Origin of the sequence: Citrobacter sp. wls716 (assembly GCF_005280975.1) — a bacterium.
GTDB lineage: Bacteria > Pseudomonadota > Gammaproteobacteria > Enterobacterales > Enterobacteriaceae > Citrobacter > Citrobacter youngae.
In genome coordinates this window covers 536556-562488 of the sequence record NZ_SZWX01000021.1, presented here as the reverse complement: position 1 = coordinate 562488, position 25933 = coordinate 536556, and the positions used below count along the sequence as shown (strand labels likewise).

At 50.4% G+C, this 25933-nt stretch carries 31 protein-coding genes and 3 tRNA genes; 23 read left to right on the top strand and 11 right to left on the bottom strand.

Annotation, left to right across the window (positions count from 1 at the left end; genetic code table 11):
* The 3 genes from FDX24_RS05435 to FDX24_RS05425 all read left to right on the top strand — a co-directional run bounded on the left by FDX24_RS05435 (position 1) and on the right by FDX24_RS05425 (position 1310).
* Positions 1 to 399 (top strand): hypothetical protein, encoded by a 399-nt coding sequence (locus tag FDX24_RS05435; protein ID WP_137363927.1) that lies wholly within the window; start codon positions 1 to 3, stop codon positions 397 to 399.
* Between the two features lie 348 nt (positions 400 to 747).
* Entirely contained in the window at positions 748 to 987 is a 240-nt protein-coding gene (locus tag FDX24_RS05430) for a hypothetical protein (protein ID WP_137363926.1), read from the top strand.
* Complete coding sequence (locus FDX24_RS05425) at positions 987 to 1310, top strand: hypothetical protein (RefSeq protein WP_137363925.1); 324 nt, start codon at positions 987 to 989, stop codon at positions 1308 to 1310. The genes FDX24_RS05430 and FDX24_RS05425 overlap by 1 nt, the downstream gene beginning before the upstream one ends.
* 211 nt (positions 1311 to 1521) lie before the next feature.
* Here FDX24_RS05425 and yedF read toward each other — a convergent pair whose 3' ends face one another.
* Both yedF and yedE read right to left on the bottom strand, forming a co-directional pair.
* Complete coding sequence (yedF, locus tag FDX24_RS05420; protein WP_000790504.1) at positions 1522 to 1755, bottom strand: sulfurtransferase-like selenium metabolism protein YedF; 234 nt, start codon at positions 1753 to 1755, stop codon at positions 1522 to 1524.
* On the bottom strand, positions 1752 to 2978 hold the full coding sequence (gene yedE / locus FDX24_RS05415) for a selenium metabolism membrane protein YedE/FdhT (protein WP_255562471.1): 1227 nt from the start codon (positions 2976 to 2978) through the stop codon (positions 1752 to 1754). Before yedE ends, yedF begins: the two co-directional genes overlap by 4 nt.
* A 164-nt stretch (positions 2979 to 3142) precedes the next feature.
* Here yedE and yedD point away from each other — a divergent pair, with 164 nt between their 5' ends.
* Positions 3143 to 3556, top strand: coding sequence for a lipoprotein YedD (gene yedD, locus FDX24_RS05410; protein ID WP_048211314.1), 414 nt, complete (start codon positions 3143 to 3145; stop codon positions 3554 to 3556).
* Positions 3557 to 3596: 40 nt separating this feature from the next.
* Here the strand turns inward: yedD and amyA are convergent, their stop codons facing one another.
* From amyA to fliD, 4 genes are all read right to left on the bottom strand, one after another.
* Entirely contained in the window at positions 3597 to 5084 is a 1488-nt protein-coding gene (gene amyA / locus FDX24_RS05405; RefSeq protein WP_101743182.1) for an alpha-amylase, read from the bottom strand.
* Between the two features lie 68 nt (positions 5085 to 5152).
* A complete protein-coding gene (gene fliT, locus FDX24_RS05400; RefSeq protein ID WP_048211316.1) occupies positions 5153 to 5524 on the bottom strand; it encodes a flagella biosynthesis regulatory protein FliT in 372 nt (123 codons plus the stop codon).
* The gene (gene fliS / locus FDX24_RS05395; protein WP_005127744.1) at positions 5524 to 5931 is read right to left on the bottom strand and encodes a flagellar export chaperone FliS; all 408 of its coding nucleotides are present in this window, start codon (positions 5929 to 5931) and stop codon (positions 5524 to 5526) included. The genes fliT and fliS overlap by 1 nt, the downstream gene beginning before the upstream one ends.
* Before the next feature lie 15 nt (positions 5932 to 5946).
* Complete coding sequence (fliD, locus tag FDX24_RS05390; RefSeq protein WP_048211317.1) at positions 5947 to 7350, bottom strand: flagellar filament capping protein FliD; 1404 nt, start codon at positions 7348 to 7350, stop codon at positions 5947 to 5949.
* Between the two features lie 255 nt (positions 7351 to 7605).
* Here fliD and FDX24_RS05385 point away from each other — a divergent pair, with 255 nt between their 5' ends.
* The 8 genes from FDX24_RS05385 (at position 7606) to sdiA (ending at position 15020) form a co-directional block, all read left to right on the top strand.
* Positions 7606 to 9093: a FliC/FljB family flagellin gene (locus FDX24_RS05385; RefSeq protein WP_137363923.1), complete on the top strand. Its 1488-nt coding sequence runs from the start codon at positions 7606 to 7608 to the stop codon at positions 9091 to 9093.
* A gap of 162 nt (positions 9094 to 9255) precedes the next feature.
* A complete protein-coding gene (gene fliA / locus FDX24_RS05380) occupies positions 9256 to 9975 on the top strand; it encodes an RNA polymerase sigma factor FliA (protein WP_005127740.1) in 720 nt (239 codons plus the stop codon).
* A 57-nt stretch (positions 9976 to 10032) separates the two neighbouring features.
* On the top strand, positions 10033 to 10584 hold the full coding sequence (gene fliZ / locus FDX24_RS05375; protein ID WP_040232441.1) for a flagella biosynthesis regulatory protein FliZ: 552 nt from the start codon (positions 10033 to 10035) through the stop codon (positions 10582 to 10584).
* A gap of 100 nt (positions 10585 to 10684) precedes the next feature.
* Positions 10685 to 11485 carry a cystine ABC transporter substrate-binding protein gene (tcyJ, locus tag FDX24_RS05370; protein WP_005127738.1) on the top strand — a complete coding sequence of 267 codons (801 nt, stop codon included), beginning with the start codon at positions 10685 to 10687 and terminating at the stop codon, positions 11483 to 11485.
* A gap of 155 nt (positions 11486 to 11640) precedes the next feature.
* Entirely contained in the window at positions 11641 to 12627 is a 987-nt protein-coding gene (dcyD, locus tag FDX24_RS05365) for a D-cysteine desulfhydrase (protein ID WP_115643231.1), read from the top strand.
* A 21-nt stretch (positions 12628 to 12648) separates the two neighbouring features.
* Entirely contained in the window at positions 12649 to 13317 is a 669-nt protein-coding gene (gene tcyL / locus FDX24_RS05360) for a cystine ABC transporter permease (protein ID WP_115601818.1), read from the top strand.
* A complete protein-coding gene (gene tcyN / locus FDX24_RS05355) occupies positions 13314 to 14066 on the top strand; it encodes an L-cystine ABC transporter ATP-binding protein TcyN (RefSeq protein WP_005127735.1) in 753 nt (250 codons plus the stop codon). The genes tcyL and tcyN overlap by 4 nt, the downstream gene beginning before the upstream one ends.
* Before the next feature lie 231 nt (positions 14067 to 14297).
* A complete protein-coding gene (gene sdiA, locus FDX24_RS05350; RefSeq protein ID WP_048211322.1) occupies positions 14298 to 15020 on the top strand; it encodes a transcriptional regulator SdiA in 723 nt (240 codons plus the stop codon).
* Positions 15021 to 15086: 66 nt separating this feature from the next.
* Here sdiA and FDX24_RS05345 read toward each other — a convergent pair whose 3' ends face one another.
* Positions 15087 to 15311, bottom strand: coding sequence for a DUF2594 family protein (locus FDX24_RS05345; RefSeq protein WP_005127733.1), 225 nt, complete (start codon positions 15309 to 15311; stop codon positions 15087 to 15089).
* Positions 15308 to 15421, bottom strand: coding sequence for a hypothetical protein (locus FDX24_RS05340; protein ID WP_101743137.1), 114 nt, complete (start codon positions 15419 to 15421; stop codon positions 15308 to 15310). Before FDX24_RS05340 ends, FDX24_RS05345 begins: the two co-directional genes overlap by 4 nt.
* Positions 15422 to 15771: 350 nt before the next feature.
* Here FDX24_RS05340 and uvrY point away from each other — a divergent pair, with 350 nt between their 5' ends.
* The 6 genes from uvrY to FDX24_RS05310 all read left to right on the top strand — a co-directional run bounded on the left by uvrY (position 15772) and on the right by FDX24_RS05310 (position 19313).
* Complete coding sequence (gene uvrY, locus FDX24_RS05335) at positions 15772 to 16428, top strand: UvrY/SirA/GacA family response regulator transcription factor (RefSeq protein WP_048211324.1); 657 nt, start codon at positions 15772 to 15774, stop codon at positions 16426 to 16428.
* Positions 16425 to 18257 carry an excinuclease ABC subunit UvrC gene (gene uvrC, locus FDX24_RS05330; RefSeq protein ID WP_061068101.1) on the top strand — a complete coding sequence of 611 codons (1833 nt, stop codon included), beginning with the start codon at positions 16425 to 16427 and terminating at the stop codon, positions 18255 to 18257. Before uvrY ends, uvrC begins: the two co-directional genes overlap by 4 nt.
* A gap of 55 nt (positions 18258 to 18312) precedes the next feature.
* Positions 18313 to 18861 (top strand): CDP-diacylglycerol--glycerol-3-phosphate 3-phosphatidyltransferase, encoded by a 549-nt coding sequence (gene pgsA, locus FDX24_RS05325; protein ID WP_003030490.1) that lies wholly within the window; start codon positions 18313 to 18315, stop codon positions 18859 to 18861.
* 151 nt (positions 18862 to 19012) lie between these two features.
* A tRNA-Gly gene (locus tag FDX24_RS05320) sits at positions 19013 to 19088 on the top strand.
* A 52-nt stretch (positions 19089 to 19140) separates the two neighbouring features.
* Positions 19141 to 19214: transfer RNA gene (locus FDX24_RS05315), tRNA-Cys, on the top strand.
* Between the two features lie 12 nt (positions 19215 to 19226).
* A tRNA-Leu gene (locus FDX24_RS05310) sits at positions 19227 to 19313 on the top strand.
* Positions 19314 to 19481: 168 nt separating this feature from the next.
* Here the strand turns inward: FDX24_RS05310 and FDX24_RS05305 are convergent.
* Positions 19482 to 19826 (bottom strand): hypothetical protein, encoded by a 345-nt coding sequence (locus FDX24_RS05305; protein ID WP_137363922.1) that lies wholly within the window; start codon positions 19824 to 19826, stop codon positions 19482 to 19484.
* 212 nt (positions 19827 to 20038) lie between these two features.
* Here FDX24_RS05305 and FDX24_RS05300 point away from each other — a divergent pair, with 212 nt between their 5' ends.
* The gene (locus tag FDX24_RS05300; protein WP_101742204.1) at positions 20039 to 20509 is read left to right on the top strand and encodes an SRPBCC family protein; all 471 of its coding nucleotides are present in this window, start codon (positions 20039 to 20041) and stop codon (positions 20507 to 20509) included.
* A 121-nt stretch (positions 20510 to 20630) separates the two neighbouring features.
* On the opposite strand, the gene FDX24_RS05295 is transcribed toward FDX24_RS05300, so the two are convergent.
* Positions 20631 to 21650 carry a patatin-like phospholipase family protein gene (locus FDX24_RS05295; RefSeq protein WP_137363921.1) on the bottom strand — a complete coding sequence of 340 codons (1020 nt, stop codon included), beginning with the start codon at positions 21648 to 21650 and terminating at the stop codon, positions 20631 to 20633.
* Between the two features lie 320 nt (positions 21651 to 21970).
* On the opposite strand from FDX24_RS05295, the gene FDX24_RS05290 reads away from it, so the two are divergent.
* The 4 genes from FDX24_RS05290 to FDX24_RS05275 all read left to right on the top strand — a co-directional run bounded on the left by FDX24_RS05290 (position 21971) and on the right by FDX24_RS05275 (position 24598).
* Positions 21971 to 23113: a transglutaminase-like domain-containing protein gene (locus tag FDX24_RS05290; RefSeq protein WP_061068097.1), complete on the top strand. Its 1143-nt coding sequence runs from the start codon at positions 21971 to 21973 to the stop codon at positions 23111 to 23113.
* The gene (locus FDX24_RS05285; RefSeq protein ID WP_048211333.1) at positions 23091 to 23447 is read left to right on the top strand and encodes a mercuric transporter MerT family protein; all 357 of its coding nucleotides are present in this window, start codon (positions 23091 to 23093) and stop codon (positions 23445 to 23447) included. The genes FDX24_RS05290 and FDX24_RS05285 overlap by 23 nt, the downstream gene beginning before the upstream one ends.
* Entirely contained in the window at positions 23444 to 23725 is a 282-nt protein-coding gene (locus tag FDX24_RS05280; RefSeq protein ID WP_048211334.1) for a heavy-metal-associated domain-containing protein, read from the top strand. The genes FDX24_RS05285 and FDX24_RS05280 overlap by 4 nt, the downstream gene beginning before the upstream one ends.
* A gap of 207 nt (positions 23726 to 23932) precedes the next feature.
* The gene (locus FDX24_RS05275) at positions 23933 to 24598 is read left to right on the top strand and encodes a YecA family protein (RefSeq protein ID WP_115601825.1); all 666 of its coding nucleotides are present in this window, start codon (positions 23933 to 23935) and stop codon (positions 24596 to 24598) included.
* A gap of 26 nt (positions 24599 to 24624) precedes the next feature.
* Here the strand turns inward: FDX24_RS05275 and tyrP are convergent, their stop codons facing one another.
* Positions 24625 to 25836, bottom strand: coding sequence for a tyrosine transporter TyrP (gene tyrP / locus FDX24_RS05270; protein WP_048211336.1), 1212 nt, complete (start codon positions 25834 to 25836; stop codon positions 24625 to 24627).
* Between the last annotated feature and the right edge of the window lie 97 nt (positions 25837 to 25933).

Sequence of the window (25933 nt, the reverse complement as noted above, 5' to 3'; positions counted from 1 at the left end):
ATGAAAGTTTTTTATTCGGCACAGACAAATGGTTTTTATCCTGATGATATAGAATTTAATAACCCTCCTGATGACCTGATTGAAATCCCAGAGGAGTATTACAAATCACTTCTTCATGAGCAAAGTCAGGGTAAAATTATCACAAGTGATGAGTCTGGATATCCCATTTCCATCGACAGGCCAACACCAGGTAATGATGAGTTAAGAAAGATTGAGCTTACAAAACTTAGTGCTGATTATCAAAGCGATGTTCAGGTTCTAAATATAGCGTGGCTTTCTGCTGCGGTAAGTGATGGTGCTGGAGAGGGGAGTAAAAAGGATGCTGTAATAGCTGAGATTGAAACAAGAAAGGCTAAATACATATCAGATCGTGCTGAAATCATATCTAAATATCAATAATGAAAGGATTACTCATGACCGAAAATAAAAATTCATCTACGAAAGAAACCCCTGAAGTTACCGCTGTTGTAAAATTCTGCCCTATCTGTGGTTCAAAAATGTATCAGGGAATGCGATATGGGTTTTTGTGCTGGATTTGTCCTGAGTGTGATTACGTTGAACCTATCTGACAGGTGAGACAAAAGCGGGACACACAAAGCTTTGCATCGGTTTGCAAGGCTTTGCTGTGATCACCTATGACGGATTCTCATGAAGCGTTCAGCAGTAGTTATTGATAGGCAACGCCGCATTGATCTGCAGTCATTCTAAAACTACTGTATATAAAAACAGTATGCATAGGTGCAAATTATGCCACGCCGTTCAGATATTAACGCTGCATTTGCGTCCACAGTACAGAAAAACCAGAAAGGGTATCAGTGCTTACGCACAGACGACTTCATCCGGGAGTTAGCGAAAGTGCACTGGCATTTTACTCGAACCGATGCTAACTCCTGGATAGAGCGATACCAGCCAGACTTTGCCGACAAGACCACAGACAGCAGTGATAATCGTTACTGGATCCTGCGCAATATGGGGAGGGTATTCTAATGGGGTTCCCTTCACCTGCGACGGACTATGTAGAGCGCAGACTATGCCCGGAAATTATTTGCGGAATTGGCATCGACAGCAGGGTGCTGGAAACATCGTCAGGATTTGCTGTTATCGAACCGGTTACGCGTCTGGTACAGAATCAGGTTTTATTGATTTTGTCAGGAGGCAGAACACAGTTTGCCAGAGTCATGGGTAGGGCATTAATCACGGATGATGGTGAAGCGATAGAAGGGGAAGCTGCCGAGGAAGTAGAGGTGATGGGTAGGGTGACGTTCTTCATCAACCATGAATTTAACGATGATGAGTGCCCGGCGATGTAATGGGGCATGGTTGGGGCACAAATTGGCGCTCGCTCTAAGGTGAACTTAGACGACTGATGTTTTCGACGACTCTAACATTCTGTTATTTGGTGCGCTCTTGGACGATCTTTGTCGTTTATGAAAAATACATGGTCATATGATGTCCATGCAGGTGTAGGTGCAATAAGCAGAGAATGTAGGCCGGATAAGCGCAGCGCTATCCGGCCTACACTTATTTTTGAATCAGATAGCGAATCGTTGGCCCATCCTGCTGAATATCCAGCACCGTATACCCATGGTTACGCGCATCCAGCGGAATATTGTTGATTGACTGCGGGCAATCGCTGACCACTTCCAGAATTTCACCTTTCTTCAACTGCGGCATGGCTTCCAGCGTGGCGACCGCCGGATAAGGGCACGGTTCACCGACCATGTCGAGGCGATAATCAGGGACGATATTTTTCATGCGGATTCCTTAGCAGGCGTCAGCCCTGCGCGGCGGAAGAAACGTTTTTCCCAACCGATGATGAGCATCAATGCAATAAACAACAGCAGATAAGTCACCAGTAGCCCGCCGAGCGGCCCAAAGGTGTCGAGCAGATTCACTTTATCCCAGCGAGTGGCAAGGGCAGGGGCAAAGTCATCCCAGTAGTAAGCCAGAATGGTCGAGCCGATAACGTTTCCCAGCCCCACCCACCAGTAATGCACCTGGCCCTCAACCGCGCGGTACATCCAGCCGGTCTCACATCCGCCCGCCAGCACGATACCGAAACCAAACAGTAAGCCACCGATCACCGCATTTGGACCAGCCCACATAATCTTCGGCTCAACGCCCAGTTGCACATAGCTAAAGATACCAATGGCGCTTACCGCCATGCCGAAGATAATGGCTTTTGCCATATGGGTGCGCCCGGAAATCCACAGATCGCGGAAGGCCGAGGTAAAGCAGATTTGCGCCCGTTCAATCAGCAGGCCGAACCCAACGCCAAACAACATGGCCAGACCCAGCTTCGGCTTGTCCATTGCGGTCAATAGCGCCCAGCCGATCATGCCGATAAATACCAGCATACCGAGGCGGAAACGACGACGCGCCTGGTCCGGTTTTTGCGTCAGCGGCGAGGCGGCGGAAACTTTCTGCATTTTGACCGGAATACGAAACATCGGTAGCAGGGTAAAGCGGGCGCCAAACCATGAGCCCATTGCCGTCGCCAGCGCGAAGAACCAGGCATGCAGCGAGAACTGTGGAATGCCGGTAAAAAACGCGGCCAGGTTACAGCCCATTGCCAGACGGGCGCCGAAACCGGCGATCATCCCGCCGACCACCGCCTGCAGAATGCGGATCCGACTGCGCGGCATGCGTAATTTGACGTTGTTGGCCCACAGTGCGGCAGCGAAACAGCCGCCGAACATACCGAGGATCATCATCCCGTCGATACGCGTCAGGGGCGAACCTTCGAGGTGGATCAGTTTATAGTATCCCCACTCTTCGGCGTGCACGCCAAACAGTTGCAGGATTTGCCCACCCCAGCGGGTAAATTCGCCGGTAACGGCCCAGAAGGTTCCCGTAATGCCGAAATAGTAAGTGGAGAGAATACCCGCTGCGATAACCGCAGGGGCAGGGGCCCAAAATTTAATTAACCAGGCCTGTTTGAAGTGTTGCCATGACATGCGTTTTGCCTCTGAACTCAGAAGGTATGTAACAAGAAGCGTGGATATTACACCGATCAGAATTTTTGACTATGAGTAATAAGAGGTAACACCGTCTGGATCAATCTTTCTCCGGGCTGCCGAAAGGCTGGCGACATCAGGGCTTTAATGCCACAATCCCCTTTTCTTCGCATGCAGGATGAATGATGAAAAAATTAGCAATCGTTGGTGCATTGTTGGTGCTTGCTGGCTGCGCCGAGGTACAAAATTATAATGACGTGGTGAAAACACCAGCTCCTGCCGGTCTGGCAGGATACTGGCAGTCGAAAGGTCCGCAGCGCGCGCTGGTGAGCCCGGAAGCGATCGCCAGTCTGATTGTCACAAAAGAGGGAGATACGTTGGATTGCCGTCAGTGGCAGCGAGTGATCGCGCTGCCGGGCAAGCTAACGATGCTCTCTGGCGATCTCACCAACGTGACGGTGAAACGCGAGCTGTATGAGATTGAGCGTGACGGCAATACGCTGGAATATGACGGTATGACGCTGCAGCGGGTTGATCGCCCGACGCAGGAGTGCGCCGATGCGTTAAAGAAAACGCCGTTGCCTACGCCACTGCCATAAGCCGTACGCCCCGGTAGTCAATGGCCACCGGGGTTGAGTTTTAAATCACTTCTTCAATGACCCACACGCTGACGCTCCCGCCGTTACAATAAAACGTTGCTTCGCCGTTTTCATCGGTGACCACGCTTTCCTCGCGATTTCCCAGATAATCACGCCAGGTTTTATTGCCGTAATTCGCGCCGAGATTGATGGTCTTCTCCCCGTCATCGCCGTTAGACAGAACAACCACGCAGCCGGGATCGTCGTCCGTTCCGCTGCGGCTAAAGGCGATACAGTTAGGATGATCGAAAAAGAGCGTCTGTACGCCGTGAGCGAAGCGCTGACGTGCGAGGATCAGTTCATCAAGCTGTTCGATGATGGGCATGTCGATAGGATAAGTTTCGCCATCGTCGCCAGTGTCTTCGTAATGTGCCCCGTAAAGATCGGGGTAGAACACCGACGGCACGCCGTTTTCGCGCAGCAGGATCAGCGCGTAGGCCAGCGGCTTAAACCACGCCTCGACGGGGGCTTCCAGCGCCTGCAACGGCTGGGTGTCATGGTTCGCAACCAGCGTCACCGCATGAAAGGGATCGGCCTCCACCAGCGTATCGGTGAAAATCTGGCTCATGTCATAATCGCGACCCTGGCGGGACGCTTCGTGAAACTTCATTTGCAAAGGGGCATCAAACAGCATGGTTTTCCCCTCGACCTGGTTAATATAGGTTTGCAGTTTATCGACATCATGGGACCAGTATTCCGCGACGATAAACAGCGGCCTGGGTGCCACCTCCTGGACGTGCTCGATCCACTCTTTATAGAACCATGCCGGGATATGTTTGACGGCATCCAGGCGAAAACCATCGCAATGGGTTTGATCCATCACCCAGCGTGCCCAGTATTTGAGCTCTTCGGTTACGGCATGATTGCGAAAATCGATATTTTCGCCCATCAGATAGTCAAAGTTGCCCAGTTCGTCATCGACCTGATCGTTCCAGCCTTCGCCGGTATAATCATTAACAATTTTAAAAATGCCGTCCTCGGTGGGATTTTCAATATGATCGATGCCGCTAAAGCATTTGTAGTCCCAAATGAATTGAGAGTACTGACCCGCACGGGCAGGGAAGGTGTACCGCGTCCAGGCCTCGCATTCGACAATCTCATCGTCAATCTGCGTGCGGTCATCGGCGTTTACGCGCTGAACCTGAATGTGTTCTTTCTCATCGGCTCCCATTTTGTGGTTGACCACCACATCCAGCAGTACCGCGATATCGTTGTGCTTTAACGCGTCGATTGCCGCCAGTAACTGATTTTTATCGCCGTATTTGGTGGCAATAGTGCCTTTCTGGTCGAATTCGCCTAAATCAAACAGATCGTAGGTGTCATAGCCAACGGAGTATCCGCCGGACGCACCTTTATAGGCAGGAGGCAGCCATACCATATTGATGCCGATATCATTAAGGCCGTCCGCGCGTGCGGCGAGTTCCGACCAGAGCTGGCCGCCATCAGGGTAATACCAGTGGAAGTACTGCAATAAGGTGGGGTTTTTCATCTTCCGTGCTCCAGAAGCCGTTTGGCCGACCTCTGGAGTATGGAAGATTATTCAGACGAAGCGGGAAATTATTGTGGGGCAGTTGGCGCATCCGGAACCAGTAACATACCGGAAAGCCGACCGTAGGCGTTATTTAGCGTCTTCTGGCGGGTTGACTGACCGATCAGCGTGCTGAGTTCATCCAGACGCTGCTGCAGTAATGCTTTGAGCAACTGTTCGTTATCCAGCGTCTGTTTAATATACCCGGCAATCAAATCCTGAACGCTTCGCGTGATGCCAGATGGAGTTTGTTCTTCCATGACCACTTCAATACTTTGCAGATAGCTAACTTCCTGTTCCAGTAAAAGGTCCCATTCACCTCGCTGCGCCAGTTCCAGCAGCGAGTGACTGAGCAGCGCAATGCGCTGCCAACGGTTGATAAACTCCACGGCTGAGGTCATTAACGGGACTCCTGGGACGACGCGTTTGGTGAGATCTGTTTCCAGGCATCCGCGATGTTTCCGAGCAACCCTTCGACTTCTTCAATCGCCTGACAATCATTATTCAGATTTGCGTGCAATAAACGGCGAACCATATAGTCGTACAACGAAGAAAGATGGGTGGCGATCTCTCCTCCTTTTTCGTGGTCCAGGCCCGCCTTCAGACCATTATCGATAATATTGATTGCCTTGCTTAATGCCTCACCTTTGGCAACGATATCGCCTTGCTGCATAAACAGACGAGCGCGCACCAGGGCGCTATGTGCGCCATCAAACAACATTTCGATCAACTGATGCGGGTTAGCGCTCATCACGGCGCTTTCCACGCTGACCTGTGCATAGGCTTTGGTACCGCTCGCGGTATACATGCTTACCTCGTGTTATCAGGAATTATTCATCGCTGAAAATTGTTGGCCCAGATAGGTACTGGTGCTGTTCAGCTTACTCATCATGGAATCGAGTTGGGTAAACTGTGCTTTATAGCGAGCCACGACTTCATCAATGCTGTTACTCACGGTCAGATACTGCTTAGTCAGCAGTTTCAGGTTGGCGTTAATATTGTCTTGCGCATTGTCGATAATACCGTCATCGGCCAGATAGCTTTTTACTTCGGTGGCAATCTTGGTGGTAATACCGGTTTCTTTGCCGTCACCCACCAACAGTTCACGGGTCGCTGCTGTGTTATCTTTCAGTGCCTTAGCCAGTTTTTCTTCATCAATTTTTAACTTGCCAGTGCCGCCATCCTGAGTAATGCCAATCTCAGACATGGTTTTAAACGGGGACTCGCTGCCGCTGTTAGCAAATGGCGCACGAATACCGTTTTGAATGGTACGGAGAACACTGTCGCCCAGTAACGCGCCGTTATCTGCACTGGCCGCTTCACCCGGTTCAACTTCTTTATATTTAGTCAGCGTACCAAAGGTATCGACCAGTGAGTTATAGGCTTCCACCCAGGCTTTAATTGCCGTTGTGGCCTTTTCATCACTTTTTGTTACCGTGATAGAGGCATCTTTGACTTCTTTGGTCAGTTGCAGCGTGATGCCCTGCGGTGCGTCAGTTACGGTATTGCTTTGACGTTCAATATCAATGCCGTTGACGGTCAGTTGCGCATTTTGCGCACCGACCAGTTGCTTCATTTTGCCGCTGCCCGCTTTGCTGTCATAGGACAGTAAATCGCTCAGTTTCGAATCATTCGAGACTGAGATGGTCATTTCGCTTTCAGTGCCGCTTTCCGCGGTTAACACTAACTGATAATCGTCTTCCTTAACCTTTACCAGACTTGCCGAAATACCGCTGTCCGCATCGTTAATGGCGTCACGAATATCCTCCAGAGAGGTTTCGCCTTTGCCTAACTTGATTTCCAGGGGTTCTTTACGACCCGGTTGTGAAATCGTTATGGTGCGTTCATCAACACTGGTATCGCCCAACTGTTCTTTGGTAGAGGTAATTTTGGACGTGGTTGATAGCGACTGTGCTTGTGCCAGTTTGGACACGCTGACGGTATATTTACCGGGAGCAGCACCGGCGGTTGTACTGACCTTTAAGTCTTCTGTGCTGCTGGTTGCCGTGGTGCTTTTAAACAGGTCGGCATTGTTCAGTGCGGTATTCGCCGTTTGAAATTTTTCTAATGCACTTTTCAGCGTACCGTACGCGGTCAGACGCGAGGTGTTAGCGCTCTGCTGCTGGGTAATGGGCGTTAAACGCTTTTTCTCAGCAGTGGTTAAGTTTGTCAGCAATGTGTCCAGTGGTAAGTTCGAGCCAACGCCCAGTGATGTAAATGAAGGCATGCCTAATTCCTTGTGATTGCAAACAGTAGTTAACCGCTATATCGGCAATCTGCGCGCAAAGTTTAATAATAGTTTTGCAAAAATAATGCGCGGAATAGTGGTAATTAAAGCGGGTATTTCCGGGGCTAAGAAAAAAATGGGCGGAAAGTAAAAATTTTCTAAAGTTCGAATTTAAGGTGCCGATACATGGGTTACGGTCAGAAACCGTGGGCAACAGCCCAATAACATCAAGTTGTAATTGATAAGGAAAAGATCATGGCACAAGTCATCAATACAAACAGCCTGTCGCTGTTGACCCAGAACAACCTGAACAAATCTCAGTCTTCTCTGAGCTCCGCTATCGAGCGTCTGTCTTCCGGTCTGCGTATCAACAGCGCGAAAGACGATGCTGCAGGTCAGGCGATTGCAAACCGTTTCACCTCTAACATCAAAGGTCTGACTCAGGCGTCCCGTAACGCCAACGATGGTATCTCCATCGCGCAGACTACTGAAGGTTCTCTGTCTGAAATCAACAACAACCTGCAGCGTGTTCGTGAGCTGGCGGTTCAGTCTTCTACTGGTACCAACTCCCAGTCTGACCTCGACTCCATCCAGGCTGAAATCACTCAGCGTCTGAACGAAATCGACCGCGTATCCGGTCAGACCCAGTTCAACGGCGTGAAAGTGCTGGCGAAAGACAACACCCTGACCATCCAGGTTGGTGCTAACGATGGCGAAACCATCGATATCAACCTGAAAGAAATCAACTCCAAAACGCTGGGTCTGGATAATCTGAGCGTGCAGGATGCTTATACCACTAAACCAACCGCAGTTGGTACTGCTGCTACATATAAAGATGGCACACAGGCTATTACGGTACCTGATTCCGCAGCGATCAACACAGCATTAACTTCAACCGGTACTGGTACTGCAGATGTTCGTTTTAAAGACGGTAGCTATTATGTGAATGTTACTGGTACCGATAAAGATGGATTGTATCAGGCAACTGTAAGTGCGGGTGGTGCGGTTACAATTTCCACCACAAAAGAACCTACAGTAACTCTGGGTGAGACTAAAGCCGTCGCCAACGTCCAGGAAGAAGTCACTCCTGCAAGTATACCTGACACCACAGATGCTGCAAAAGACCTTGTTAAGGCTGGGGTTACTGGTGCGGATGATACTAACACCAAACTGGTGAAAATGTCTTTTGAAGACAAAAACGGCAAAGCTATTGATGGCGGCTATGCTCTGGAAAAAGATGGTAAATTCTACGCTGCTGACTACGATGCAAAAACCAATAAAATCACTGTTAAAACAGTTGATTATACCGATAATACAGGCGCTCCTCAGAAGGCAGCAATTCAGTTTGGTGGTGTGAACGGTAAAACTGAAGTGGCAACTGTTGCCGGCAAACAATACCTGGCGTCCAGTGTTAAAGGTCACGACTTCAAATCAGGTGCAGCGCTGAACGAAGTGGCTACCACCAAAACTGAAAGCCCGCTGGCTAAAATCGACGCGGCGCTGGCGAAAGTTGCTGACCTGCGTTCCGACCTGGGTGCGGTACAGAACCGTTTCAACTCTACCATCACTAACCTGGGTAACACCGTAAACAATCTGTCTGAAGCCCGTAGCCGTATCGAAGATGCTGACTACGCGACCGAAGTGTCCAACATGTCTCGTGCAAACATTCTGCAACAGGCGGGTACTTCTGTTCTGGCGCAGGCCAACCAGACCACGCAGAACGTCCTGTCTCTGCTGCGTTAATTTACACTTATCGCGCAAACCCCGCTCCGGCGGGGTTTTTTACATTCCGCTTTACCCGTAACCCCCAAATAACCCCCCATTTCACCCACTATTCACCCGATTAAAACCCCTGCAGAAACGGATAATCATGCCGATAACTCATTTAACGCAGGGCTGTTTATCGTGAATTCACTGTATACCGCTGAAGGTGTAATGGATAAACACTCGCTGTGGCAGCGTTATGTACCGTTGGTGCGTCACGAAGCATTGCGCCTTCAGGTGCGCTTGCCGGCGAGCGTGGAACTGGATGACCTGCTACAAGCGGGCGGCATCGGGTTATTGAATGCAGTTGACCGATATGACGCTTTGCAAGGAACGGCATTTACCACTTACGCAGTGCAGCGTATTCGTGGGGCTATGCTGGATGAACTACGCAGCCGGGACTGGGTGCCGCGTAGCGTTCGGCGCAATGCCCGCGAAGTGGCACAGGCGATGGGGCAACTGGAGCAGGAATTAGGGCGTAACGCGACGGAAACTGAAGTGGCGGAGCGTCTGGGGATCCCTGTACAAGAGTATCGTCAGATGTTGCTTGATACCAATAATAGCCAACTCTTCTCCTACGACGAGTGGCGGGAAGAGCATGGCGATAGTATTGAGCTGGTGACAGAAGAACATCAGCAAGAAAACCCGTTACAACAGCTTCTTGAGGGGAACCTCCGTCAGCGCGTGATGGATGCGATTGATGCATTGCCGGAGCGCGAGAAGCTGGTATTAACGCTGTACTATCAGGAAGAGCTGAATCTGAAAGAGATTGGTGCTGTTCTGGAAGTGGGCGAATCACGGGTCAGTCAGTTGCACAGCCAGGCTATCAAACGTCTACGCACCAAGCTGGGTAAGCTATAAGGGGTAATCTTTGCCCCTGAACAATGCCGCATAACGTATTGACTACCAGGAGTTCTCATGACGGTGCAGCAATCAAAAAGACGGCCACTAAGCCGCTACCTCAAAGATTTCAAACACAGCCAGACGCATTGCGCCCATTGCTTTAAGTTGCTTGACAGGATCACGCTGGTTCGTCGCGGGCAGATTGTGAATAAGATAGCCATCTCCCGCCTGGACACGCTGCTTGATGATGCTGAATGGGCGCAGGAGAAAAAAGAGTGGGTGGCGTTATGCCGTTTCTGCGGTGATTTGCATTGCAAAGAGCAAAGCGACTTCTTTGACATCATCGGCTTTAAACAATTTTTGTTTGAGCAAACCGAAATGAGCCACGGCACGGTGCGCGAATATGTTGTTCGCCTGCGTCGTCTCGGCAATCATCTGACCGAACAAAAAATTTCTCATGACCTGCTGCAGGAAGGGTTCCTCGACGAAAACCTCGCCCCGTGGCTGCCAGAAACCAGCACCAATAACTACCGTATTGCGCTACGTAAGTATGAGCAGTTTAAAGCCCATACACATATGGGGCATATGCAGAAATCCGCCTGGACAGCCAGTTCTGATATATATTAAAAACGAATAAGGTGTAACAGAGTCGTGTTTGTGAATTACGGCGAACGTTCTACACTTCGGTCATAAATGATGGTCACTAATGACAATATTCGGGGTAACTATGAAATTAGCACTTCTGGGACGTCAGGCGCTGATGGGTGTAATGGCTGTTGCACTTGTCGCGGGTATGAGCGCAAAAACATTTGCGGACGAAGGTCTGTTAAATAAAGTGAAAGAGCGCGGCACACTGCTGGTGGGGCTTGAAGGGACTTATCCCCCGTTTAGTTTCCAGGGCGACGATGGCAAACTGACCGGTTTTGAAGTGGAATTTGCCGAGGAGCTGGCTAAACATCTGGGTGTGAAAGCCTCGCTCAAGCCGACCAAATGGGACGGCATGCTGGCGTCGTTAGATTCCAAACGTATCGATGTGGTGATAAACCAGGTAACCATCTCTGACGAACGGAAGAAAAAATACGATTTCTCTACCCCGTATACGGTTTCTGGTATCCAGGCGCTGGTGAAGAAAGGTAACGAAGGCGTTATTAAGACTGCTGCCGATCTGAAAGGTAAAAAAGTCGGCGTTGGTCTGGGAACCAACTATGAAGAGTGGCTGCGTCAGAACGTGCAGGGCGTAGATATTCGTACCTATGATGATGATCCGACCAAATATCAGGATCTGCGCGTAGGCCGTATCGATGCCATTCTGGTTGACCGTCTGGCAGCGTTGGATCTGGTGAAGAAAACCAAAGACACACTGGCCGTGACTGGTGAAGCTTTCTCCCGCCAGGAATCTGGTGTGGCGCTGCGTAAAGGCAATGAAGATCTGCTGAAAGCCGTGGATGCAGCCATTGCCGATATGCAAAAAGACGGCACGCTGAAAGCCCTGTCCGAAAAATGGTTTGGAGCGGATGTGACGAAATAATCATCATCCGGATAAAAAAGGCGCCTTTAACAGCGCCTTTTTTTATTCCATTGCGCCTGAACGTGCATAATAAAAAGAACATCACAACAACTTCTACTCTCAGGCTTTTGGGCTGCTTGTTGCCCACAAGATGATGAGTAAACACCGGAGGTTCTATGCCACTGCATAACTTAACGCGCTTTCCCCGTCTGGAATTTATTGGCGCACCCACGCCGCTCGAATATCTCCCGCGTTTCTCTGATTATCTCGGCCGCGATATTTTTATTAAACGCGATGACGTCACGCCGATGGCGATGGGCGGCAATAAACTGCGCAAACTGGAGTTTCTGGCGGCGGACGCGCTGCGTGAAGGCGCAGACACATTGATCACCGCAGGGGCTATCCAGTCGAACCACGTGCGTCAGACGGCGGCGGTCGCGGCGAAGCTGGGGCTTCACTGTGTGGCGCTGTTAGAAAACCCAATAGGCACGACTGCGGAAAATTATCTCAGTAACGGTAACCGCCTGCTGCTGGATCTGTTCAATACCCAGATTGAAATGTGTGATGCGCTGACCGACCCGAATGCGCAGCTTCAGGAACTGGCGACGCGGATTGAAGCGCAGGGGTTCCGCCCGTATGTGATCCCGGTTGGCGGTTCTAACGCGTTGGGTGCATTGGGTTATGTCGAAAGCGCGCTGGAAATTGCTCAGCAGTGTGAAGGGGCCGTAGAACTTTCATCCGTCGTGGTGGCGTCGGGCAGTGCAGGAACGCACGCCGGGTTGGCGGTAGGACTGGAACAATTGATGCCGAACGTTGAGCTTATCGGTGTCACCGTTTCGCGCAGTGTTGCTGACCAAAAACCAAAAGTCGTTGCGCTGCAGCAGGCCATTGCCAGTGAGCTGGAGCTGACTGCGGCGGCAGATATTTTACTGTGGGATGATTACTTTGCGCCGGGTTACGGTACGCCAAATGAAGAAGGCATGGAGGCGGTAAAACTGTTGGCACGTCTGGAGGGCATTTTGTTGGATCCGGTGTATACCGGTAAAGCGATGGCAGGCCTGATTGACGGTATCAGCCAGAAACGCTTTAAAGATGAAGGGCCAATCCTCTTTATTCATACCGGTGGGGCACCTGCGTTGTTTGCCTACCATCCACATGTATGACAACCAGGTAGAAAAACACTAATGCAAGAAAGTATCCAACTGGTCATTGATTCGCTGCCATATCTGCTGAAAGGGGCGGTATTTACGCTCCAGCTGAGTATCGGCGGGATGTTTTTTGGCCTGGTGCTGGGCTTCATCCTGGCGCTAATGCGTTTATCGTCACTGTTGCCTGTGCGCTGGCTGGCGCGCTTTTATATCTCTATCTTTCGCGGTACGCCGTTAATTGCCCAACTGTTTATGATCTACTACGGTCTGCCGCAGTTTGGTATTGAGCTGGACCCGATACCGGCTGCAATGATCGGTCTGTCGCTGAATACTGCGGCTTACGCGGCAGAAACGCTGCGTGCGGCCATCTCCTCCATTGATAAAGGTCAGTGGGAAGCCGGGGCGAGTATCGGTATGACACCGTGGCAGACGATGCGCAGGGCGATCCTGCCGCAGGCTGCGCGGGTTGCGCTTCCACCGCTGAGCAACAGCTTTATCAGTCTGGTGAAAGACACATCACTGGCCGCGACCATCCAGGTACCGGAACTGTTCCGCCAGGCGCAGCTGATTACTTCACGCACGCTGGAAGTGTTTACCATGTATCTGGCGGCCTCGCTGATTTACTGGGTCATGGCGACGGTGCTTTCTGCGCTGCAGAACTATTTTGAAGAACAGCTCAACCGCCAGGAGAGAGAGCCGAAATGAGTACTATTGAAGTCAGAAACCTGGTGAAAAAATTTCACGGGCAAACGGTACTGCACGGCATTGATCTGGACGTTAAGCCTGGTGAAGTCGTGGCGATTATCGGGCCGAGCGGTTCAGGTAAAACCACGCTGCTGCGCAGTATAAATTTACTGGAACAACCGGAGGCGGGCACCATCAAGGTTGGAGATATTACCATTGATACCGCGCGTTCCTTAAGCCAGCAGAAAGGACAGATTCGCCAGTTGCGCCAGCATGTGGGATTTGTGTTCCAGAACTTTAATTTATTTCCACATCGCACAGTACTGGAAAACATTATTGAAGGTCCGGTAATTGTGAAGGGCGAACCGAAGGCGGAAGCGACAGCGCGCGCGCGTGAACTTCTGGCAAAGGTTGGGCTTGCGGGTAAAGAGAGCAGCTATCCACGGCGGTTATCCGGCGGTCAGCAGCAGCGTGTCGCTATTGCCCGGGCGCTGGCTATGCGTCCGGAAGTTATTCTTTTTGATGAACCGACCTCCGCGCTTGACCCGGAACTGGTTGGCGAAGTGCTTAATACTATTCGTCAACTGGCGCAGGAAAAACGCACCATGGTCATTGTGACGCACGAAATGAGTTTTGCGCGTGACGTTGCTGACCGGGCGATATTTATGGATCAGGGCAAGATAGTGGAGCAGGGGCCTGCAAAATCATTATTCACGCATCCGCAGCAACCGCGAACCCGTCAGTTTCTTGAAAAATTCCTGATGCAATAAAAGGTCAGAGAGCACTCATCGAAATAGTTTTTTTGGTGAGTGCTTGTTGCATAACTATTTATAATTACTGCTTTATTATTATTGCTTCATCCTGCCAGCATTGTGGGCTGTTACATTACACTCAAGTAATTTCTTATTTGTCCGATAATTTGCATATATAAAATACATTTATGTGTTAGCTTGTTTCGTACATTTGGATGATTATCAATCTCAGGGGCATTACCACTTAGTATGCAGGATCATGATTTCTTCACCTGGCGACGGAGCATGCTGTTACGCTTTCAGGAAATGGCGGCGGCAGAGGATGTCTATAACGAATTACAACTTCAGACGCAGCACTTAGAGTTCGATTTTTATGCGCTCTGTGTCCGGCATCCCGTACCCTTCACCCGACCTAAAACGGTACTTCATACGACGTATCCCAAAGCATGGGTCGCACATTACCAATCAGAAAATTATTTCGCTATCGATCCGGTACTGAAACCCGAAAACTTCAGTCAGGGCCACTTACCGTGGGATGACGCCTTGTTCCGTGACGCACAACCGCTGTGGGACGCCGCGCGTAATCACGGTCTGCGCAAGGGGATGACGCAATGCTTAATGTTGCCAAATCGGGCGCTAGGCTTTTTGTCCGTTTCACGCGCAAGTGTGCGTAATGGCCGCTATGCCCAGGATGAAGTCGAACTCAGGATGCAACTGCTGGTACGAGAAAGTCTGTCAGTACTTATGCGGCTGGAAGATGACATGGTCATGGCGCCGGAGATGCGTTTTAGCAAGCGCGAAAAAGAGATTCTGAAATGGACCGCTGAGGGGAAAACCTCTTCCGAGATAGCAATGATTCTGTCGATCTCTGAAAATACCGTTAACTTTCATCAGAAGAATATGCAGAAGAAGTTTAACGCGCCAAACAAAACACAGATTGCTTGTTATGCCGCTGCAACAGGGCTTATCTGAATAAAATGTCGTTCTGAGTGTCAGACGCAAAACCGGCTGAGAGCATCGCTGTCAGCCGGTTTCTTATCACTGACGATAGGCCTGTTTAATTTGTTTAACAGTGCTGGTAAATACCGCGGCCTGTGTTTCGTCCTCAATCAGCGCGATCTGTTTTTCCATTTTAAGAATCACGCGTCCTGCATCGGCTTGTCCCATAGCCTGCAGCATCAGCGTTAACATGGCCTTCAGGCAGGTGACTTCATTAGCCAGTTCTTGATTATTCTCAGCAGTGGAAAAATCAGGCGTACTCATTTATTTTCCTCGTTATGTTTCAATGAAAAAGTGCGATGGCAAACGTCAAGGCGGCGGAGTATACCATAAGCTCGGCTAAAAATATCTGAGGTTGTTTTTTGCACAAACAAAACCCAATGAGATTAAAATAAACAAGATGTTGCAGTGCATATATTTTCTCCATTCATTGTTTATTCCGAGTATTTTACTCGTTAATTATTGTTACAAGCTTACCTTCCTATTTAGCATTCAGCGTAAGAATATGAATTTTTTGTCACTATTCTGAAACAGCTATGCAGATATAAGCGCGGGCAAACAGCCTTCAACCGTGAAAGTTTCCACGGTTCGTACAATCTAATTTCCAAAAACGAGAGCAAAATCGAAAGTCGGGTGTTTTTTAGATTTCAAAGTTGAGATAAAACCCGTTAACATAGGACCGATTAACTATCGGTAGCGTTATCCCTATTCTGGAGATATTCCTTTGATCAACGTTTTTCTTGTTGATGACCACGAACTGGTGCGCGCAGGGATACGACGCATTCTGGAAGATATAAAAGGCATTAAAGTTGTCGGCGAGGCGTGCTGCGGCGAAGATGCGGTCAAATGGTGCCGCACTAACGCCGTCGACGTTGTGCTGATGGACATGAATATGCCCGGTATTGGCGGTCTGGAGGCAACCCGCAAAATTGCGCGTTCCTCGGCTGACATTAAAGTGATCATGTTGACTGTTCATACCGAAAACCCATTGCCGGCAAAAGTTATGCAGGCGGGAGCCGCGGGCTATCTCAGCAAGGGGGCCGCCCCTCAGGAAGTCGTGAGCGCGATTCGTTCGGTTTTTTCCGGGCAGCGCTACATTGCTTCCGATATTGCGCAACAAATGGCGCTTAGCCAGATTGAGCCAGAGAAAACGGAAACCCCGTTTGCCAGTTTGTCTGAACGCGAGTTGCAGATTATGCTGATGATCACCAAAGGCCAGAAGGTCAATGAGATCTCAGAACAACTGAATCTTAGTCCCAAAACAGTGAACAGCTACCGCTATCGAATGTTCAGTAAATTAAACATTCATGGCGATGTGGAGCTGACTCACCTGGCAATTCGCCATGGCCTGTGTAATGCGGAGACATTAACAAGCCTGTGACCGAACAGTTCGATGCTAAAGCGTTTCTGAAAACCGTGACCAGCCAGCCTGGCGTCTATCGTATGTACGATACCGCCGGGACGGTTATCTATGTCGGTAAAGCGAAAGACCTGAAAAAACGGCTCTCCAGCTATTTCCGCAGCAATCTCGCGTCGCGTAAAACCGAAGCACTGGTGGCACAAATTCAGCAGATTGATGTCACGGTGACGCACACCGAAACTGAAGCATTATTGCTTGAGCACAATTACATCAAGCTGTACCAGCCGCGCTATAACGTATTGCTGCGCGATGATAAATCCTATCCCTTTATTTTCCTCAGTGGCGATACCCATCCGCGTCTGGCGACGCATCGCGGCGCGAAGCATGCTAAAGGTGAATACTTTGGACCGTTTCCTAACGGTTATGCCGTCCGCGAGACGCTGGCGCTATTGCAGAAAATTTTCCCAATACGTCAGTGCGAAAATAGCGTTTATCGCAACCGTTCACGCCCGTGTTTGCAATATCAGATTGGCCGCTGCCTTGGGCCATGCGTCGCCGGTCTGGTGAGTGAAGAAGAGTACGCACAGCAGGTCGACTATGTACGGCTGTTTTTATCCGGCAAAGACGATCAGGTGTTAACGCAACTGATAACCCGGATGGAGAAGGCCAGCCAGAACCTTGAGTTTGAAGAGGCCGCACGCATCCGCGACCAAATTCAGGCGGTTCGCCGTGTCACTGAAAAACAGTTTGTTTCCAATACTGGCGACGATCTGGATGTTATCGGCGTGGCATTTGATGCCGGAATGGCCTGTGTACACGTCTTGTTCATTCGTCAGGGTAAAGTGTTAGGCAGTCGCAGCTATTTTCCTAAAGTACCAGGGGGAACGGAGCTGGGCGAGGTAGTTGAAACCTTCGTTGGGCAGTTCTATTTACAGGGTAGCCAGGTGCGTACCTTGCCCGGGGAGATCCTGCTTGATTTTAATCTTAGCGATAAGACGCTGTTGGCTGACTCTTTGTCTGAACTGGCCGGGCGGAAGATTAACGTCCAGACGAAACCGCGAGGCGATCGCGCCCGATATTTGAAGCTGGCGCGTACCAATGCGGCTACGGCGTTAACCACCAAACTTTCCCAGCAGTCCACTATTACCCAACGTCTGACAGCGCTGGCATCCGTGCTGAAACTGCCTGCGGTGAAACGCATGGAATGTTTTGACATTAGCCACACGATGGGCGAGCAGACCGTTGCCTCCTGCGTGGTTTTTGACGCTAACGGGCCGCTGCGCGCAGAGTATCGTCGCTATAACATTACGGGTATTACGCCGGGTGATGATTACGCGGCGATGAACCAGGTACTGCGTCGGCGTTACGGTAAGGCAATAGAAGAAAGTAAGATCCCGGATGTTATTTTGATCGACGGTGGTAAAGGCCAGCTAGGGCAGGCGAAAGCTGTTTTTGCTGAACTGGACGTGCCCTGGGATAAACAGCATCCTCTGTTACTGGGTGTGGCAAAAGGGGCAGATCGCAAAGCTGGCCTGGAAACCCTGTTCTTCGAACCGGAAGGTGAGGGGTTTAGCCTGCCGCCGGACTCCCCTGCATTGCACGTTATTCAGCATATCCGCGATGAGTCTCACGATCACGCCATCAGCGGACACCGTAAAAAACGGGCGAAGGTAAAAAGCACCAGCACGCTGGAAACCATCGAAGGCGTTGGCCCTAAGCGCCGACAAATGTTGTTGAAATATATGGGGGGTTTGCAAGGGCTTCGTAACGCCAGTGTCGAAGAAATTGCAAAAGTGCCGGGTATTTCGCAAGCTCTGGCAGAAAAGATCTTCTACTCGTTGAAACATTAAGCCCTCTGTAGCAACATAGGGGTAATTTCACTGACAACAGATAGTTATCCGTCATATGCAATTTAATATCCCTACATTGCTCACGCTGTTTCGCGTCATTCTGATCCCATTCTTTGTATTGGCGTTTTATCTGCCATTCACCTGGGCTCCCTTCGTTTGTGCGCTGATTTTCTGTATCGCAGCCGTTACCGACTGGTTTGACGGTTTTCTGGCGCGCCGCTGGAACCAAAGCACACGTTTCGGGGCGTTCCTCGATCCGGTGGCAGATAAAGTCCTGGTGGCTATTGCGATGGTGCTGGTGACGGAGCACTACCACAGCTGGTGGGTGACATTGCCTGCCGCCACGATGATCGCGCGAGAAATTATCATTTCAGCGCTGCGTGAATGGATGGCAGAACTTGGCAAGCGTAGCAGCGTGGCGGTGTCGTGGATCGGTAAAGTCAAAACGACATCGCAAATGGCGGCGCTGGCATGGCTGCTGTGGCGCCCAAATATCTGGGTAGAGTATGCCGGGATTGCACTTTTCTTTGTCGCCGCGATTCTGACTTTATGGTCAATGTTCCAGTATTTGAGCGCTGCACGGGGAGATTTGCTTGATCAGTGATCGTTTCGCCGCAAATTTCAGCAAACGATCGTCAGTGGTGAAAAATATCGTTGACTCATTGCGTCAGGTAAGTAGAATGCAACGCATCGAACGGCGGCACTGATTGCCAGACGATAACAAAATCAAGTGATTAACAAAGTTACTTGGTGATGCGGGAATAGCTCAGTTGGTAGAGCACGACCTTGCCAAGGTCGGGGTCGCGAGTTCGAGTCTCGTTTCCCGCTCCAAATTTAAAACATCGGCATTTGCGGATGTTTGGCTGTAAAGCCAGAAGATTTCGGCGCGTTAGCAAAGCGGTTATGTAGCGGATTGCAAATCCGTCTAGTCCGGTTCGACTCCGGAACGCGCCTCCAATTTCTTCCCGAGCCCGGATGGTGGAATCGGTAGACACAAGGGATTTAAAATCCCTCGGCGTTCGCGCTGTGTGGGTTCAAGTCCCACTCCGGGTACCATGGGAAAGAACAGAATAATCAAAGCAATAAGCAGTGTCGTGAAACCACCTACGGGTGGTTTTTTTGTGCCTGAAACTTACTGACAGCTAGTAGCGTGCGTCACAATACCCACCAATAAAGCAAAACCGCCAAAACGGCCCAGTCACCAACATGATTTAGCCCATTCGCTTATCGGCGAATAGGCGTGCTCAGCATAAACCCTCTCCGGGCCGGGTTGTTCATGAACCCATCACGGGCGGGGTTATCGTTGTGGTCCTGGAAACCGCTCATTATGAGGGGATCGTTAATGCCATCCTCAATCGCAAAGGGTCTGTGGATCCGGCTACGGGCTCTGAGCGTAAACGCAAAATCATCCGCGCCGCCAATCACGATAACACCATTGCCGGCAGCTAACGCAGCACTCAATTCTTGCTCTCGTTGAGCCTGACGTTGCGATGTGCCGGCTGCAACAGATGAAGACGTCAACAGCAGTAGTGCAAGGACGGCGCATGAAAATACCCGTGGCAGTTTCATGATAAATACTCATAAATAATGTGGCTATTAAAGTATAGCGTTTAATGGCGCTCTAATCCGGGCGGTAAAACCATTTTCTGGCGGCTGAGGCGGTGATTCTGGAGGGCCTGGCTGTATTAAGCACTATAATAAAAACAGCTCACAGGTGATTATGCCTGTTCGTAGCACAGGCAGGTGCCGCAGATTTTTCACCCCATAGGGGAGAGAAGGCGATGACTGACTATCAGTTTTCCACAGTCTGGCGGGTTGAGGCTTCACTGCAGGATGTCTGGGATGTTTTCTCCCACCCGGATCAGTGGCCAGAATGGTGGAGAAGCCTTGAGCGTGTTGTTGAGATCAAGAAAGGCGATATACAGGGGGTCGGAGCGTTGCATCGTTACACCTGGAAGGGTGTACTTCCGTATCGTTTAACCTTTGATATCAATGTATTAAATATTATGCAGTACTCTCTTCTTGAAGGTGCTGCCAGCGGCGAGGTTGAAGGGCGCGGGGTATGGTCTTTTATTGATACCGGTAAGGAGACGATTGTCAGGTACGACTGGAATGTACGAACCACGATTCGCTGGATGAATATACTTGCCCCACTGGCGGCGCCGGTATTTCGCTGGAACCACGATACGGTAATGCGCGAGGGAGCGAAGGGATTAGCCCGTAAACTTGGCACCCATGTGTATATATTTTGATTCAGAACCTATCCCATCAGGGCTATTTTGCTTGCCATTTCGCCGCTGGGCAGTGCTCAAACTGTTTGCGCCAATGACGTCTGCCAGGATAGGTTTTAGTTCTCTGTTCTCAGGGGCAGTTTTATCCCTGGAAGTTAAAAATCCCGCCGTTGCTAACTAACAATGCGGCAATTTCATTTAACGTCTTGTCGAATTCCGCTGCATTTTGCAGTCCTGCGTTATGCAGCCGTTCTAAATTCTCTCGCGATGCGTTATCCAGCGTTGGATCGGCACCATATAATTCGGGTTGAAGCCTGTAATATTTTGCGTTTTTTACCGTTGAGGCGATTTGTTGTAAATAGTAGGCAGTCATCTGCGGACCGCCTTCGAGCGCGATATCGATAGCGGGTTTCGCCCAGCCAAAGGGTCCCCAGTCTTTAACCTCTGAATATGAATAACCCTGCAGCTTTTTACCGGTACCCAGAGAGACAATGATCATGTCTTTGATGCCAGCGACGTTTGAAAACTTAATCGCCTCGGAATAGGCACACAGTGCTGGATCGTTCGCCACGACACCACCATCGACCAGGACATACTTTTGCGGCAATGGGGGAAGTGAGTAAATACGCGCTGCTTCGAAGTACGTTGGTGCCGCGGAGGTACCACGTAAAACATCTCTGACCAGAAAATCCCGTTTTTTGGCTACGGCAGAGTGTTGTTTGAAGATCACAGGAAGACGACTGCTGACATCATAAGCAACAAAGCAGGTTGGTTTTAATAATTCACTCAGTTTCGTATCACCGAAGGCTGTTTTTAATACTCGCTCCAGTTCCGTTGCCGAGTATTTTTCATCACTGACACCGCCTAATGAAGTGATGTTTTTCCAAATGCCGACGTCAAAAATCTCATCGCCGTCCTGAAGATAGAAGTTGACGGCTTCCTGTGCGGAAAATTTGGGGTTTCCTGTCGCGTCGGGACACACATAGGCAGAACAGAGGATGGCACCAGTACTGCTGCCTGCAACTAAATCGAAATAATCAGCGATTCTTGCTGTTGGCTTTTTTGCTCTTTCTTGTAACTTTTTCTCCAGTGCGACTAATAGCATACCTGGCAGGATGCCTCTGATGCCACCGCCATCAATAGACAGTATTCTCATCGCCATTTTGACTTCCCCTCAGTGTATGAAACATGAAAGCGGAGGACTACATGTGGAAGTGCCTGCGTTTAAATATAGACAGGTTTTCGGCGGTCTTTCCTTAATGAGAATGAGGGATCTTCATGCCGCCATTACTGTACTTTCTCGCCGGTAAGTGGCTTAATGGCGACCACGTAGTTTCTTATTTCATTCACAGTTAACAGGTCTGTTATTGATGAATAACCTCCATCGACTCGCCTTTTTATGGAAGCGTCTGTCTGCTGTGATGATCGCCTACGGTTTGTTATTCAGCCGCCGCTCAACTCTCATAACATGGACAGATAGCAATGCAACGTCGACAATTTCTCAAAAATAGCGTTCTCCTTTCCGCCGCCGGTATAGTCGGCCCTTCGATTGTTAGCCGCACGGTCCAGGCTGCTGAGCCTGCAATCGTGCCTGTGGCACGTCGGCGCTTTGTGCTATCGCAAACGTATAAGCTCAACCCACCAAAGGGGTCGAATGGTGTCGTGAAGTTGTGGATCCCTTTGCCGGTCGATACCGCATTCCAGCAAATGACGAATCTTGCTTTTAGCGGCAATTATAAACAGGCGTACGTCACAACCAACAATGCTTATGGCGCGAAAACGTTGTTTGCCAGTTGGCCTGACTCGCAGGGAGAACTGCTGATCAAGGTTGATCTCGACATTGAGACAGCCGATTGGGAACCACTGCAACATGACGCGCTAAAAAACTGGCAAGCACCGGAACAGATTACGTATCCGCTGGATGTAAAACCGTATCTGCTGCCAACAACGCACACACCGATTGATGGGCAGGTCCTGGAAACGGCGCGTAAAATTACCGGTAATGAACAAGATCCGCTGAAAAAAGCTCGCCTGATATACGAGTGGGTGAGCAGTCATATGGAGCGTGATAATGACGTTATCGGCTGCGGAACCGGGGATGTCGCGGAGATTTTGAAAAGCGGAAAGCTCAAGGGCAAATGCACCGACATGAGCTCAGTTTTTGTCGCCCTGGCCCGAGCCAGCGGCATTCCTGCACGTGAATTGTTCGGGATTCGTCTGGGGAAAGCAAACAAGCTGGAGCGCTACTCAAAAAGCGCATTTGGCAAAGCCGACAGTGCAGGTGTTGCTGATGTTAGCGGGGGACAGCACTGCCGTGCGGAGTTCTACCTGGCGGGTTACGGTTGGTTACCTTGCGATCCGGCCGATGTAACCAAAATGCGTCTGGCGGAGAAAAAAACGCATCAGGATGCGGACGTCCAGGCAGTGAATACCTATCTGTTTGGCAACTGGGAAATGAACTGGGTTGGCTTCAACTATGGTCGTGACTTTGAACTGTACCCGGCTACTGAGCAGGGAGCGATGAACAACTTTGGTTATCCTTATGCTGAAGTAGACGGTGACCCCATCAATTTCTATGACCCGAAAGCGTTCTCTTACCACTATGTCGCAACAGAACAACGCTAAAGGGGCGGGATTGACCCTGCTGACGGCCGCCGCGGCTGCCGTCACGGCTGGCTTATGTTGCGTCGGACCGCTGCTGTATCTGCTGTTTGGTATTTCGGCGGCGAGCTTTGCCGTGTTCACTCAGTTTGAGTTTCTGCGCGTTCCTCTGATGTTGCTGTCCTTAGGGCTATTATTACGCGTTTTCTGGCGACTCTACTTTTCTAAAAAGCTATGGTGTTCCGGATGGCTGTCCCTGAAGCAAGCGCGCGTTCTTTACTGGTGTGCGTTGGCGCTGATTCTGCCCGTGTTGTTTTACCCCACGATCGTGGCCTGGTTTTATGAGGTGTTTGAGTGAAGATTATTACGTTAATCGCATGTTTGCTGTTGCCATTGTGGACTCAGGCTGCCAATCAGAAAGTGGTGCTGGATATCCAAAATATGACCTGCTCGTTATGTGTCATTTCGGTCAATCAGGCGTTACGTGAAACTGATGGGGTGATTAAAGCCAAATCTTCGCTCAAGACCCGGCAGGCAGAGGCTATCGTCCCGGAGGGATTTTCTACCGATACGCTACTTAACGCGGTGGCGAAAACGGGATATACCGCAACGTTGAACCGTATTGAGCCACAATAAACCACCTTCGGGTGGTTTTGTTCTGTTTTCCGCGTATGATGCCCCGCGGCTGATGCTCCCTTTTGTGCGTTAACTACCGGAATTCCCCTCGTTTCCTGTTAACCTGAATTGGCGGTACCTGTAAGCCGCTCATGCCCATTTGGATCTGCTATCCCACCAGCCATGTAAGATAATCACAGGCAAGAATTTTTACTAAGGAAAAGCGTTATGAAAACGGGACCACTAAACGAGAGCGAGCTGGAATGGCTGGATGATGTGCTGACTAAGTACAATACGGACAAGTCTATTCTGGATGTGTCAGAGCTGGATGGCTTACTGACGGCGGTGCTCAGTTCACCGTATGAGATCGAGCCGGAGCAGTGGCTGGTCGCTATCTGGGGCGGTGCACAGTATGTTCCGCGCTGGTCCTCCGAAAAAGAAATGGCGCGTTTTATGAATCTGGCGTTCCAGCATATGGCGGATACGGCCGATCGTCTGGATGAGTTCCCGGAGCAGTTTGAACCGCTGTTCGGCCTGCGTGAAATTGAAGAGCATGAGCTGACTATCGTTGAAGAGTGGTGCTTTGGTTATATGCGCGGCGTTGCACTGTCAGACTGGTCCGCGTTACCGGACACGTTAAAACCAGCACTTGAGGCTATTGCGCTGCACGGTACGGAAGAGAACTTTGCGGTGGTTGAGAAATTGACACCTGAAGCGTTTGAAGAGAGCGTCGATGCCATCCGCCTGGCTGCGCTGGACCTGCATGCTTACTGGATGGCGCATCCTCAGGAAACGCCAGTCAAAGTACCGGTGAAAGTGGATGCCAAAGTAGGGCGCAATGACCCTTGTCCCTGCGGCAGCGGCAAGAAATATAAGCAGTGCTGTTTGCATTAACAGAAAGGGGCGAAAGCCCCTTTGTTTTAACCCACTTCTGGTAGTAATCCTGCGGCAATAGAAAACTGCACTGCTATCACCACGATACCGCAAATAAAGACCAGCGCCAGCGCTGGCGTGCCACCCACTACGCGGTAGTTTGCCTGTGGATTGTGCTTTCTGCTCCGCCAGGCCAGCATGGAGGGGATCAACAGAGCCAAAACGGCCAGAGCAACGCCTGCATATCCCAGCGCCATGACAAAACCCCGTGGATAGAAAAGAGCAAATGCCAGCGGTGGCAGGAACGTCACGACGCCAGTTTGCATTCTGCCGGCCACACTATTACGGCGTTGAAAGAGATCTGCCAGGTAATCAAATAACCCCAGTGCGACACCGAGGAAAGAGGTTGCCAGTGCGAGGTCGGCAAACAGATGCACAGCCAGTTCGACGTGCGGCGAAGCCACGACTTCACGTAATGCCTGTAACAAACCGTTTAAGCCAGCGTGATTGGCTAAAAGTCCCATAAATGTTGACGAGTTAATGCTACCGAGCGTGGCCAGTTGCCAGAAAATATAGGCTACTAACGGGATGGCGCTACCGCTGATAAACACCCAGCGCAGTTTACGGATGTTGCCGTTCATATAGCTGACGATGCTGGGCACGCTACCGTGAAAACCAAATGAGGTAAAAATAACCGGGATCGCGGAAAGCGCCAGGCCTTGTTGAAGCGGCAGGGTAAGCAAGTTCACCTTATGAATATGCGGCATCAACAGCGCGAGCATTACCACCAGGAAGATGATTTTGGCGCTGAACAACAGACGATTGAATAAATCAACCAGTGAAGTCCCGACGCATACCACGCCACCGGCAACAAAGGTGAACAGCAATACGCCTGTGGTGGGCGAGATGCTGGTTCCGGTCCAGTCGCTGATGCTGGAGGCCAGCAGCTCGCCTGCACCACTGATGTAGGCGGCGGTCAGGGCATACATCAAGAACATCATGCTAAAGCCCGTTACCCACTGCCCGTATCGACCCAGATAGCGTTTTGCCAGTGTGCCAAGCCCGGTGTCTGCCGGTACATGCTGGTACACTTCAAGTAGCAACAGCGCGGTGTAGCACATCAGGGCCCATAACCCAACCAACAACACCAGCGTGACGCTAAACCCCACGCCTGCCGCCGCCAGCGGCATTGCCAACATACCGGCACCAATCGTGGTTCCCGCCACGATAAAAATACTACCCAGGGTTCTGTTTTTCACGCTTTCCTCTGTCCCAGAGATAATCAACGGTTATATCTGCGGCGAAGGTTAAGGCATAACGCTATTTTCGTCAAATCACCGTTACAAATGCTGTATA